This is a genomic window from Mariniflexile sp. AS56, assembly GCF_030552475.1.
GTDB lineage: Bacteria > Bacteroidota > Bacteroidia > Flavobacteriales > Flavobacteriaceae > Mariniflexile.
In genome coordinates this window covers 96425-110103 of the sequence record NZ_JAUPED010000009.1, presented here as the reverse complement: position 1 = coordinate 110103, position 13679 = coordinate 96425, and the positions used below count along the sequence as shown (strand labels likewise).

Below are 13679 nucleotides of genomic sequence, written 5' to 3'. Positions count from 1 at the left end.
TATGCATATTGCAATTGCTGGAAATATTGGCGCCGGAAAAACCACACTTACAAAGTTACTTGCTAAACATTATAAATGGGAAGCCCAACTTGAAGATGTTGTAGACAACCCATATCTAGATGATTTTTATAACCAAATGGAACGTTGGAGTTTCAATTTACAAGTATATTTCTTAAATAGCAGGTTTCGTCAAGTTTTACAAATTCGAGAAAGTGGTAAAGACATTATTCAAGACCGAACCATTTACGAAGATGCTCATATTTTCGCACCCAATTTGCACGCCATGGGTTTAATGACCAACCGTGATTACGAAAACTACAAATCGCTTTTCGATTTAATGGAATCGTTGGTAAAAGGTCCTGATGTCATGATTTACCTTAGAAGCAGTATTCCTAATTTAGTAGCGCAAATTCACAAACGTGGCCGCGATTATGAAAACACCATTAGTATTGATTATTTAAGCCGATTAAATGAACGTTACGAAGCTTGGATACATGGTTATACTAAAGGCAAACTTTTAATTATTGATGTTGATAAATTAGATTTTGTAGACAATCCTGAAGATTTAGGCTATGTAATTAACACCATAGATGCAGAAATAAACGGTTTATTCTAGCTCCTATTTATTCAACAATAAAACGACTTGTAACCCCATCTACTTTCACAAAATAAACACCTTTTGTGAAGCTACTTACATTGATTTTTTCAATATTGGAATCACTCGTTTTTTTCAATAATATTTTACCGGTCACATCAAACACTTCTAACGTTTTAATGGTATTTTGTGAAGATGAAATAGTTAATTCATCCATAGTTGGTACTGGATAAATTTTAAGAAGAGGTTTCACCTTAGCATATTCATTAACCGAAAGCGCATTTAAAGCTCCAAAACCAAGTTTTGTCCCAATATCGGACACCTTGTATGGTTTTAATGTTCCGGTAGCACCAAACTCTTCTGCTCCAGCATCAAAGGCAACTTCTCGAGTACCACCAAGAATATCGGCTGTTAAAAAGGTATAACTTCCAACACCTGTATTTATAGCAGGGCTTCCAGACTGTATTCTATAAAAATCTGTTCCGCTCGTTAATAACCCTGAACTCACTGTTTTATTAGAATTCACATTATTTGTTAAATCCCAAGAACCATTTTGAGTAATATTCCCTTGATAGATTGAAGATGCTCCTGTTGGTTTAGTTGTTTCCTGTAATGCTGAAATACTAGAATTCAACATGATATTATTCGCTACTATTAAATTTTCTGGAGCTAAAGTTAAATCGCTATTTATTTTAGTACCAATACGCATAGACAAATCGCAATTAACCATGGTGTTATTTACAATTTGTACGTTTTTAACTTGATAATACTCATTAAGTGCAGAACTTGGTTTTCCGTTAGAAACACTAATTCCACCTGTAGCACTCGAGCCTGAACCTCCAGGTTTTTTATAATTCGTGTTTTCTATGTAATTATTATATATTTTATGCCCTTCGCCTATAATGCGTATGCCTCCAGAAAACTCTCTGTTATTGGCAAAAAAGTAGTTGCCATAAACTTCAGAATTATTACCGTGCCTTAATGTTAAAGTGCCTTGATATTCTCTAAACGTATTGTTGTAATACTTATTTCTTCCACTTTTATTTGAAATAATTTCAACTTCACCAGACCAATTGTTAAATAAATTATCATAAACTTCAGTATAAGAGTCTGAAAGCGATGTACTACTACTTCCAATTCGAATGGCATCTTGGTCATTCAATCCGTTTACATCATTATTAACAGGAACTCTATCAGCAAAATAGTTGTGATGAATTTTAGAATAATTAGCATTAGTACCATCGCGATTATCATTAATAATACTACCAACACCATTTTTACCTATGAAAGAACAATAGCTTATTTGATTGTAGGTTCCATAAAGAACAATCCATTTAAAGGTATCAACTTGCTGAGCAACCGTTCCGTTATAGGAATCAATCTTCACATTTCGAACTTCACAATTCGTACAACTCGCATTACTAGAATCTCTAAATTCAATTATAGGTTCAATCTTTCCACTACTTGAAATAAGTCCTGAAGCATTTCTAAAAACAATACCTTCAAAAATAACATAGGCGCCCCCTAAACTAATATTTGTTCTCCCTTCGAAAAACACACTCCCTGGGTTTTGAGCTTTTATAATACAAGGTTGAGACTGGGTTGCAGTCACTTTAATAGAAATTTGGATGCTATTCCAAGTACCATCCGTTAACTCGATAACAGTACCCGCTTTCGCATTAGAAATTGCTGCTTGTAATTGCGTATTATTACTAACCACCTGTGACTGTGCCTTAAAAACAAATAACAACACGATTAAAAAGACTCTGTTTTTCATGATATATTATATTTTAATTGGAAAACCAATCTGGTTAACCAATTCAAATATAGTAACTTTTACCAATTATAAAGTGGAAAAAAGAAAAATTAATATACAGAAAAAAGAAAACCACGCCTTAAGCGTGGTTTTTATTAAATAATTATTATTGAAAAGCCTATTTTACGACTTTAACTTCAATCTCATTATCTTTTAAAGAAGCAATACTTGCTCTCACTTCAGTCTCATCACCTTGAAAGGTTTCATAACTTGTAGATTTCTCACCGTTTTTAGTAGTTACTGTAGTAACTACCGCCTTTACAGTGCCATCATCATTTTTATTCATATCTACATTTACCTCTTTTATAATTTCAGTAATCTCCGGAGCATTATTTGAAACATAAGCTGCAACAACATCAGAATCTAAAGCAATACTTGGCGCAATAACTAAAGCTACCACAGACATTAACTTTAATAGAATATTTAAAGAAGGTCCTGAAGTATCCTTGAAAGGATCTCCAACAGTATCTCCAACTACAGCAGCTTTGTGAGCATCTGTACCTTTCTTTCCTTGTTCTTCAATGGTTTTCTTAGCATTATCCCAAGCACCACCGGCGTTCGATTGAAAGATAGCCATAAGCACCCCACAGGTAGTAACCCCTGCAAGTAAACCTCCTAACATTTCAGCACCACCAATAAATCCTACAGCTACTGGCACAACAATGGCCAATAAACCTGGTAATACCATTTCTTTAATAGACGCTTTTGTTGAAATATCAATACATTTTCCATAATCGGCAACACCATCAGCAGCATCAAAAATAGCTCTATCTTCAGCTGACGCTTTAGTCATATCTGAATCGTATTTACGCATCACTACTAGTGCCGCTTTTAATTGTGGAATATCTCTAAATTGACGTCTAACTTCTTCAATCATGGCCATAGCCGCGCGACCTACTGCATTCATTGATAACGCAGAAAATACAAATGGCAACATACCACCAACTAATAACCCAGCCATAATTTTAGGCTGAGATACATCAATAGCCGTTACACCTGCTGTTTTCATAAAAGCAGCAAATAATGCTAAAGCTGTTAAAGCGGCAGAAGCAATAGCAAAACCTTTACCAACTGCAGCCGTTGTATTACCAACAGCATCTAATTTATCGGTACGCTCACGTACTTCTTTTGGTAATTCAGCCATTTCAGCAATACCACCTGCATTATCACAAATAGGTCCGTAAGCATCAACAGCCAATTGAATCCCTGTGTTTGCTAACATACCTACCGCTGCAATAGCGATACCGTATAAACCTGCAAAATGATGAGACACCATAATAGCAGCAGCAATTAAAAGAATAGGAATCATGGTCGACATCATTCCAACACCTAAACCAGCGATGATATTTGTAGCTGCGCCTGTTTCAGACTGCGCAACAATAGACATTACAGGCTTTTTACCTGTGGCCGTATAATACTCTGTAATTTTACCAACACCTAAACCAGCAACTAAACCAGCAATGGTTGCCCAAAACACACCCATAGCACCGAAAGGTAAACCTTCTACAGTTTCAGGAATTAAAGCATTAATAATAAAATAAGAAGCTATAACCATTAATCCGGCTGAACCAAATTCACCAATATTTAAAGCTGTTTGTGGGTTTCCTCCATCTTTTACTTTTACAAAGAAAGTACCTAATATAGACATTACAATACCTACTGCTCCAAGTACTAATGGCAAATACACAGCCCCAAGCCCATCAAAATCAGGTGTTAAAATGAAAGCACCTAACACCATGGTTCCTATGATAGACCCAACATACGATTCAAATAAATCGGCCCCCATACCAGCAACATCACCAACGTTATCTCCAACGTTATCTGCAATAGTTGCAGGGTTTAACGGGTGATCTTCTGGGATACCAGCTTCCACCTTACCAACAAGATCGGCACCAACATCGGCAGCTTTCGTATAAATACCACCACCTACACGTGCGAATAAAGCAATAGATGATGCACCTAATGAAAATCCTGAAAGCACATTTAATACTAAGGTTAGATTTTCAGCACCAGGCCATAACTCTTGATATACCATGAATAAGCCACTTAAGCCCAAAATACCTAAGCCTACGACACCTAAGCCCATAACAGCACCACCAGCAAACGCAACTTCTAAGGCACGCCCTAATGATGTTCTTGCTGCTTGTGTTGTTCTAACATTCGCTTTGGTTGCTACTTTCATACCAATGAATCCAGCTAAGGCTGAACAAATAGCCCCTACGATAAATGATAGCGCTACCATTCCGCTAGAACCTACCTCTGAAGTACCTTTAAAATATAATAAGACAGCTACTGCTACCACGAAAATTGCTAAAACCTTGTATTCTGCTTTTAAAAATGCCATGGCTCCGTCTGCAATATTCTTCGCTATACGTGACATTTTTGCATCACCCACTTCTTGTTTATTTACCCAAGCACTTTTTACAAATACAAAGGCCAGTGCTAAGACACCGAAAAGCGGTAAAAATTTTACTATTAATTCCATATTAAGTTAGTTAGTTTAAATTAATTATTTTTTTTAACGGAGCTAAAAATAGGAAAATATAAGTGATAAAAAAAACCACCTTTAATTAAAGATGGTTCATTTATTTTTAATAATACTGAGAATATCTCAATTATATAGTGAAAGTTCGCTTTTTCTTGTGGTCACTATCATCGTATCGTTTTACACATTCATGGTAAATTCTAACGGCTTCTGAAGCATCTCCCCAACCACCAACATCAACTTTCTTTTTCTCTAAATCTTTATAAACTTGGAAAAAGTGCTCAATCTCTTTAAGTCTGTGTGGGTTTAATTCAGAAATATCTTCTCTATTACTCCAAACAGGGTCTGAAACTGGTACACAAATAATTTTTTCATCAGGACCTTTTTCATCCGTCATATAAAAAACACCAATAGGCTTCACTTCCATAACAACCATTGGAAAAGTAGGCTCAATACCTAAAACTAATACATCTAATGGATCTTTATCTAAAGCTAAAGTTTCAGGAATAAAACCATAATCACCTGGATACATCATAGATGAAAACAAGGTACGGTCAAAACGAATTTTATGTAAAGTAAAATCATACTCATACTTATTTCTACTTCCTTTAGGTATTTCAATTAATACATCAAAAGTTAATGGGGTTATTTCGCTCATATATTTATTTCTTATTTATAGGCACAAAGATACTGAACACCTTAACCTTAAGCAATAAAAACAGAATGTTTTATATTAATAATTTGTTATCTTGTACGTGACTAATTCAACAATTTTAATTTATGAGACATCTTTATTTAACATTAATTTCATTCCTAATAATTACCATCACCCAGGCTCAAAACCAACCATGGCAAGGTAAGTTTGAACCTATTGACCAAATGATAGCGCCACCTAACACGTATAGAACTGCGAGTGGGGCACCAGGCAAAGACTATTGGCAGCAACAAGCGAATTATAAAATAAAGGTTATTCTTAACGAAAAAAACAATACTATTTCTGGAGAAGAAACCATTACTTATTTTAATAATTCGCCCGATGATCTAAGTTATTTATGGCTTCAATTAGAACAGAATGTTAACAAAAAAGGCAATGAAGATTTTGGTTCTTTTTCAAACAATATCAAAGATTCCATCACAACTAGGCAAATGCAATTTCTTACAAGAACTATCGATTTTCCAGCTGGTTATTCCATTAAATCCATACAAGATTCCGACGGGAAAAACATGAAATCGATGGTTAACAACACCATGATGAAAGTGGCTTTGAACACTGTTCTTAAATCTGGAACATCCACTAGTTTTTCAATTGCTTGGTCCTACCCTATTACAGATAGAAGCATGTACTTATTATCTAGAGAAGGTTACGAATATTTCCCCGAAGATGACAACACCGTCTATCTTATCGCGCATTGGTTTCCAAGAATGGCTGTTTATAATGACACTGAAGGTTGGCAAAACAAACAATTTCAAAAATTAGGGGAATTTGCTTTAGAATTCGGAGATTATGAGGTTGAAATCACCGTGCCAGAAGATCACATTGTTGCAGCAACAGGCACCCTACAAAATAGTGATGCTGTATTAACTAAAACACAACGTAGCAGACTAGAAAACGCTAAGAAATCATTCCAAGAGCCAGTAATGATTATTACACGAGAAGAAGCCCTTACTAACGAAAAAAACAAAGCTAGCAAGCAAAAAACATGGAAGTTCAATGCCACCAATGTTAGAGATTTTGCCTTCGCATCGTCTCGTAAATTTATTTGGGATGCTCAAGCTGTAAAACTACCAACCAACACCGTCATGGCCATGTCTTTTTACCCAAGTGAAGGTTTACCTGTTTGGAAAGAAGAATCTACGAAGGCTGTGAAGCATGCTTTAGAAGTATACTCGGAAGCTACATTCGATTATCCCTACCCAGTGGCTATTTCTGTAAACACCTCGAATATCGGCATGGAATTCCCTATGATTAGTTTTAATGGCGGACGCCCAAAAAATGGTAAAATAAGCGACGCCGCAAAACAAAGCATGATTGGAACTATTATTCATGAGGTTGGACACAATTGGTTCCCTATGATAGTGAGTTCAGATGAACGCAAATGGATGTGGATGGACGAAGGTTTAAACACCTTTTTACATCAACGCACCGTCGCCGAACGTTATCCCTCTTTCAATAGTACAACACCAAAAAGCATCGTACCATTTATGAGTGGAGATAAAAATATTTTACGCCCCATCATGACAACTTCAGATACAGAACTCTTAAATCAATTTGGAAATAATTTCTATATTAAACCAACAGTGGGCTTACAAATGCTTAGAAATTCGATAATTGGTAAAGAATTGTTTGATGAAGCTTTTAAGGAATATGCAAACCGTTGGAAATACAAACACCCTAACCCAAGTGATTTATTTAGAACCTTGGAAGATGCTACAGCTACCAATTTAAATTGGTTTTTAAGAGGCTGGTTTTTCACTACAGATCATGTAGACATGGAATTGAGCGAAGTAAAATGGTTTAAAGTTTATGAGAAAGACAGTAATATCGAAGATCAAAACAAACGCAAAAAGGTAAAAATTACGGCTCAAGGGAAAAACACAAATAGTGAAGCTAAAGATTTCTCTAATGGCCCCGAAGTTATCACGATGACCACAACCCCTGATAATGCTTATGGCGAATTCTTGTCCCGTTTAAATGATACAGAAATAAGAAAACAATTAGTCGATAAAAACATTTATGAAGTCACTATAAAAAACATTGGAGGCCTTGTAATGCCTGTAACCATAGAATGGGTATATACTGATGGTAGCACCGAAATTGACCGTTTACCAGCAGAAATTTGGAGGACTAACGAGTATGAAATTAAAAAAACATTCATTAAAGCCAAAGAAGTACGAAAAGTAAATTTAGACCCAAATTTTGAATTCGCTGACACCGATACCACCAATGATAGTTTTCCGAAAGAAGAAACCAAATCGGAGTTTGAAAATTTTAAAAATAAAAAGACTGGGAAATAGGTTTTCCGGTTGCTAATTACAACATATAATATACTCCTAATTTACCTTAAAGTAAATGTAGTATCTATTCTAAAAAACATTAATCAAAAAAAAAGCATCATAACTCCCTGTTAATAAGCAGAATAAAAGCAAATGAAAGCATAAAATTGCATTTCAACGAAAAAAACAAAAAAACAAATAATTATTAGATATTTTTATTATTATAATATTCTTATATCTATAAAAAATGAAAACTAAATATACCTTTTATTTAAAAAATCTAACTTTTTTAACAGCAATTTTAGCGTTTACGGTTAATTCATATGCTGGTAATGGTAAGAACGACAAACCCAAAGTAAACGGTAACAACGGTAATGGAGTCGGTAATTATGATGGGGCAGCAACAGGAAACACGGAACATGGTGGAAATCAAGGAAATGATAAGCCTGTCGGAAATACGGGACCAAAAAAAGATAAAAATAATGGAGACTCTATTCCTTTAGATGGAGGTCTTGCTATTCTTTTAGTTGGAGCAGCTGCTTTTGGTATTAAAAAGTTACGCAAAACACAAGATTAAAAAATTAAATTTATATAAAAAAAAGGGCTTTTCAATAGAAAGCCCTTTTTTTTATAACGAAGTCTCAAAATAAGATAAACATATAATCTTAAAAAATGGAATCCAAAAGATCCTTTAGTTCCAAACTTATGAATATTTTAATTTTTAGCTTCATTTAAAAAACAGCTAAAATTCATCGAAAATACTTTTATTAATTAGAAAAAATCCAGTTTTAAAGAAAAAAAAAGGCATTATAGCGAATAAATTAATGATTACTTATAATTCATCTTACTTTTGCAGTCCCATTTAACATTCACATGATGTCAACAACAAAATCTTTTTTTAAAATATCTGTTTTACTTTTAGCTTTAGCAGCATTTACTTTTAGTCCAGACGCAAATGCTTCAGGAAATGATAATTATAATATCAGCAAGAGCAAACAACCAAAGCAGCCAAAACAACCAAAGCAGCCAAAACAACCTAAACAGCCAAAACAGCCTAAATATCCTGGGGACAATGATCACGGAGCAGACTCTATCCCTTTAGATGGAGGTCTTGCTATCCTTTTAGCTGGAGCAGCTGCTTTTGGTGTTAAAAAGCTACGCAAAACACAAGACTAAAAAAATTAAATTTATATATAAAAAAAGGGCTTTTCAATAGAAAGCCCTTTTTTTTATATAACGAAGTCTCAAAAATGAGATGAACATTTAATCTTTAAAAATGGAATCCAAAAGATCCCGTTATTCCAAACTTACGAGCATTTGGGTTTTTAACTTCATCTAAATAATTACCCCTAAAATTAAAGTCTATTCTAAATACTTTAAAAATATTACCTACACCAAAACTGTATTCATAATACATATTTTGATTTGGAGCTATTAAAGGAATACTGTTTGGATTTGAAGTGGTATTTAATATTATATTTTCATTTGAAATTTCTCCCCAAACACCACGAATACCAACAATTTCTCGAAGGTTTAATTTTCTTAAAAAAGGAATTCTTGAAAAGAAGCGTCCGTTAAAATTATGCTCTAACTGCATAGATGTATACGTATCAGACACAAATTCATAATAATCTAACTGAGAAAATGTATTATAAATTGAAAAATAAGATTGGTTTCCAGGAATAGCACTTAGTAAACCAAGTGGTACTTCTCCAAAAGTTTTCCCTGCTTCAATAGTTGTTGTTAACCTACCAAAACCACCCACCTGCCAAGGTTGTATGTATGAAAATTGAACTTTGGTATAATCAAAATCACTATTAAATAATGTTTTATCACCACGACTTACCTGTGCAAATAGGCTAGCAAAATCGTCATTAGCAGTAAGACGCTCAACTCCAAAACCTGTCATTTTACGTTTTGGGAAGTAAGACACTGAAAAAGTAGATTCGTATTGTATAATATCCGATTCAATACCTGTAGGCGTATTATAGTCTAAACTAAAGGTTGGGGATGCTGATGACAAAGTTCTATAACTAGCGCCTAATCGCATAACAAGATTTCTCCAAGGCTCCATTTCGATGGCTAAACTGGTTAAATTTATAGAAGTTAATTTATCATTAGAACCTGTTCCAACAACCGAAGAGGATGCTAAACTTCTACCTAAAACATCGGTACTAGTTGTTAAACTCGCTCCTGTTTGCTCGACATCACGCCTATTACCTCCAGAAATAATAAATCGGCTTTTCTTATCAACCAACCATTTTCCTGACATGCCATACTTAAATTTATCATCTTTAAAACCATAGGCTAAGAAACCTTCCAATCGCCAAAGATCATTTTTGCCAAAGTACGTACGCCCACCAGCTCTTAAACGCAGTCCTTCCACTTCATTAAAACCAAAGGTGGAGAAAATGGGTCCATAATCTAAAGGTAATTCGTTAAACTCGATATACCCGGAAGCCAAAATGCTTCCAAAATTATAAAGTCTTTTGAATTTTTTTACAGTTTTTAAGGTGTCTAACATTTTGTAAACCCCTTTTTCATCTTTATTTAATGCTTCCAAACGGTTTTCAGACCAAAAATTAGCATCACGGTCATACACGTCCTTATCGTAATTATAAACTTCAGTTTCGTAAAACTTCTTGTTCTTTTCAATATCAAATTTATAATTATCATACAAGGTTGTACGCTTACCGTAAACACCTCTTGATTTTTCTTTCTTATTAAAAGCAAAATCACTCATCATATAATCGCGCTTCACTAGAAAAATAGAATCGTTTAAAACATCGAATTCTTGCTCGATATAAATTTCTTTAATCCAGTTAATGTTCGCACTTTTTGACGCCTGAAGTTTTATTTCTTTAATAGCATAAGTCGTGTCTGCTACCCAAAAATCACCCTTAAATGTTAGTTCATTTTTTCTACGCGGATAATAAATAATGTTATAACACCATTTATTTTCTATAAACGCACTGTCTTTAAGCACATAATTATAGGTGTTTATTCCGGTTCTCGACAACGGACTTACAAAGCTTTTATCAAAAAACACTAGGTAATTGTCGTAAACATCGTAGTCGGAATACAAATCATCAACAAAATCAATAATTATTTGATTGTCGCTAAACCCAGAATTTTTATTTCCTTTTAAAACTTCTTTTTCTTTTTTAATTAAGTTATCACCATATACGGTTGAAACGGCTTCATTAATAAATATAGGCAGATAGGTTTTTCCGGTAACTCGCGAGGTATCTACTTCGTTAAAAACAAATTCCATACCTCTAAACAACTTGCTTTTTATAAGTGCACTATCGATGGTGTTGATATCAAATTCAACTTTCTCGTATTTATTATACTCGAATTGTTTAAAATGCTTTAACCCATTTTTACGTTTATGCTCCCATATTTTACGAAGTATGTCTATTGCAGGATTATTCTTTTTTGATTGTTTTCCTGCCACAATAAACACTTGACCTAACTCTGAGGTTGCTTCTTTTAGAATGAACTTTAATTCATAATTCACCTTTTTTGTTAAAGGAATCTCTAAAGTTTCATAACCTAGGAAAGACACGATAAGAGCACTCCAAGTATCTGAAGACTCTAAATAAAACTTACCGTTTTCATCTGTAATGGTACCTTGTGTAGAACCTTTATATAAAATATTGGCAAATGAAACAGGCTGATTAAATTCATCAAACACATAACCGCTTACTTTAGTTTGGGCGAATGTGGAAATAATTCCGAAGAAGAAAAATGTTACTAGTAGCTTTGGGCTCATAATACAAAAAAACTTCATTAACAAAATTGCTAATGAAGTTTATATAACGTAAAAATTAATATTTTATTTATACAATACTTTTTTCACAGCTTTAATAACTTCTTCACTGTTTGGTAACCATTCGGCTAACAATACAGGTGAATAAGGTGCAGGTGTATCAGCAGTATTGATTCTTACAATAGGAGCGTCTAAATAATCGAACGCTTCCGCTTGAACAAAATAAGTAATTTCCGTTGAAACATTTCCAAAAGGCCAAGCTTCTTCTAAAATCACTAATCTATTTGTTTTTTTAACCGATTTTAAAATAGCTTCTCTATCCAAAGGACGTACGGTACGTAAATCGATAATTTCACATGAAATACCTTCTTTCTCAAGTTCATCAGCAGCTTTATAAGCTTCTTTTATGATCTTTCCAAAAGATACGATAGTCACATCAGTTCCTTCACGTTTAATATCAGCAACACCTAAAGGTAAAATATATTCACCTTCTGGCACTTCACCTTTATCACCATACATTTGCTCACTTTCCATAAAAATAACCGGATCGTCATCACGAATAGCTGCTTTTAATAAGCCTTTTGCATCATACGGGTTAGATGGCACTACCACTTTTAAACCTGGCGTGTTTGCAAACCAGTTCTCAAAAGCTTGTGAATGCGTTGCTCCTAATTGCCCTGCAGATCCTGTTGGACCACGAAAAACGATAGGACATTTAAACTGACCACCAGACATTTGTCTGATTTTTGCTGCATTATTAATGATTTGATCAATACCAACCAAAGAGAAGTTAAAAGTCATGTACTCTACTATTGGTCTGTTCCCAGTCATGGTCGAACCCACCGCTATTCCTGCAAAACCAAGCTCTGCAATAGGTGTGTCGATAACACGTTTTGGTCCAAATTCATCTAACATACCTTTAGATGCCTTGTAGGCACCGTTATACTCTGCTACTTCCTCGCCCATTAAGTAAATGCTCTCATCTCTGCGCATTTCTTCACTCATTGCTTCGCAAATAGCCTCTCTAAATTGAATTGTCTTCATTAAATATATTTTAATTCGAATTGCAAAAATAACAATAAATGAGTTACGATTTTAAAAGAATTATTTAAAATTTATTATGCATGCATAGTAAATATTCAGAATAAAATAATTAACTTCGTATCCTCAATAACTTTATACCTATCTAATACCTTATAATTATGAAAATATTAGTGTGCATTAGTCATGTTCCAGACACCACATCTAAAATCAATTTTACTGAAGGTGATACAAAGTTTGACACCAATGGCGTTCAATTTGTTATCAACCCAAACGACGAATTTGGTTTAACACGCGCCATGTGGTTTAAAGAAAAACAAGGCGCACAAGTTACTGTTATTAATGTGGGAGGTCCAGAAACCGAACCTACATTACGTAAAGCCCTAGCTATTGGTGCCGATGGCGCCATACGCGTAAACACACCAGCTACTGATGGATTTTCGGTTGCTAAACAATTAGCACATGTTGCTAAAGATGGTGGTTACGACTTAGTTATCGCTGGTCGTGAATCTATAGATTATAATGGAGGCATGGTACCTGGTATGATTGCGGGGTTAACCAATGCTAACTTTGTTAATAACTGCATCAATTTAGAAATTGAAGGAAATGCAGCTACCGCTATTAGAGAAATTGATGGCGGAAAAGAAACTTTATCGACCTCTTTACCTCTGGTAATTGGTGGACAAAAAGGCTTAGTTGAAGAAAGTGATTTACGTATCCCTAACATGCGTGGAATCATGATGGCACGTCAAAAACCATTAACAGTTTTAGACCCTGTTGATTCAGCGAACGAAACCGCTTCAGTTAAATTTGAGAAACCAGCAGCCAAAGGTGCGGTGAAATTAGTAGCTCCAGATAATTTAGACGAGTTAGTAAGCTTACTTCATAACGAAGCCAAAGTGATTTAAAAAATAAATTCAAACAAATCAAATTCCAGAATCCAACACTTAAAATTGGAATTTGGTGCTTGAAATTT

General features: G+C 34.4%; 10 protein-coding genes. 5 read left to right on the top strand and 5 right to left on the bottom strand.

Going from position 1 to position 13679, the window contains the following annotated elements; genetic code table 11:
* Position 1 precedes the first annotated feature (1 nt).
* The gene (locus Q5N74_RS12335) at positions 2-616 is read left to right on the top strand and encodes a deoxynucleoside kinase (protein ID WP_304389146.1); all 615 of its coding nucleotides are present in this window, start codon (positions 2-4) and stop codon (positions 614-616) included.
* A gap of 7 nt (positions 617-623) precedes the next feature.
* Here the strand turns inward: Q5N74_RS12335 and Q5N74_RS12330 are convergent, their stop codons facing one another.
* The 3 genes from Q5N74_RS12330 to Q5N74_RS12320 all read right to left on the bottom strand — a co-directional run bounded on the left by Q5N74_RS12330 (position 624) and on the right by Q5N74_RS12320 (position 5554).
* Positions 624-2372 carry a chondroitinase-B domain-containing protein gene (locus tag Q5N74_RS12330; protein ID WP_304389145.1) on the bottom strand — a complete coding sequence of 583 codons (1749 nt, stop codon included), beginning with the start codon at positions 2370-2372 and terminating at the stop codon, positions 624-626.
* Positions 2373-2529: 157 nt separating this feature from the next.
* On the bottom strand, positions 2530-4896 hold the full coding sequence (locus tag Q5N74_RS12325; protein WP_304389143.1) for a sodium-translocating pyrophosphatase: 2367 nt from the start codon (positions 4894-4896) through the stop codon (positions 2530-2532).
* A gap of 130 nt (positions 4897-5026) precedes the next feature.
* On the bottom strand, positions 5027-5554 hold the full coding sequence (locus Q5N74_RS12320; protein WP_304389142.1) for an inorganic diphosphatase: 528 nt from the start codon (positions 5552-5554) through the stop codon (positions 5027-5029).
* A 122-nt stretch (positions 5555-5676) separates the two neighbouring features.
* On the opposite strand from Q5N74_RS12320, the gene Q5N74_RS12315 reads away from it, so the two are divergent.
* From Q5N74_RS12315 to Q5N74_RS12305, 3 genes are all read left to right on the top strand, one after another.
* Positions 5677-7911 carry a M1 family metallopeptidase gene (locus tag Q5N74_RS12315; RefSeq protein ID WP_304389141.1) on the top strand — a complete coding sequence of 745 codons (2235 nt, stop codon included), beginning with the start codon at positions 5677-5679 and terminating at the stop codon, positions 7909-7911.
* 226 nt (positions 7912-8137) lie between these two features.
* Complete coding sequence (locus tag Q5N74_RS12310; protein ID WP_304389140.1) at positions 8138-8467, top strand: PID-CTERM protein-sorting domain-containing protein; 330 nt, start codon at positions 8138-8140, stop codon at positions 8465-8467.
* A gap of 296 nt (positions 8468-8763) precedes the next feature.
* Positions 8764-9066 carry a PID-CTERM protein-sorting domain-containing protein gene (locus Q5N74_RS12305; RefSeq protein ID WP_304389139.1) on the top strand — a complete coding sequence of 101 codons (303 nt, stop codon included), beginning with the start codon at positions 8764-8766 and terminating at the stop codon, positions 9064-9066.
* A 94-nt stretch (positions 9067-9160) separates the two neighbouring features.
* On the opposite strand, the gene Q5N74_RS12300 is transcribed toward Q5N74_RS12305, so the two are convergent.
* The gene (locus Q5N74_RS12300; protein ID WP_304389138.1) at positions 9161-11665 is read right to left on the bottom strand and encodes a DUF5686 and carboxypeptidase-like regulatory domain-containing protein; all 2505 of its coding nucleotides are present in this window, start codon (positions 11663-11665) and stop codon (positions 9161-9163) included.
* A gap of 63 nt (positions 11666-11728) precedes the next feature.
* A complete protein-coding gene (locus tag Q5N74_RS12295) occupies positions 11729-12706 on the bottom strand; it encodes a pyruvate dehydrogenase complex E1 component subunit beta (protein ID WP_304389137.1) in 978 nt (325 codons plus the stop codon).
* 158 nt (positions 12707-12864) lie between these two features.
* Between Q5N74_RS12295 and Q5N74_RS12290 the strand changes: the two genes are divergently transcribed.
* Positions 12865-13611 (top strand): electron transfer flavoprotein subunit beta/FixA family protein, encoded by a 747-nt coding sequence (locus Q5N74_RS12290; RefSeq protein WP_304389136.1) that lies wholly within the window; start codon positions 12865-12867, stop codon positions 13609-13611.
* The last annotated feature ends 68 nt before the right edge of the window (positions 13612-13679 follow it).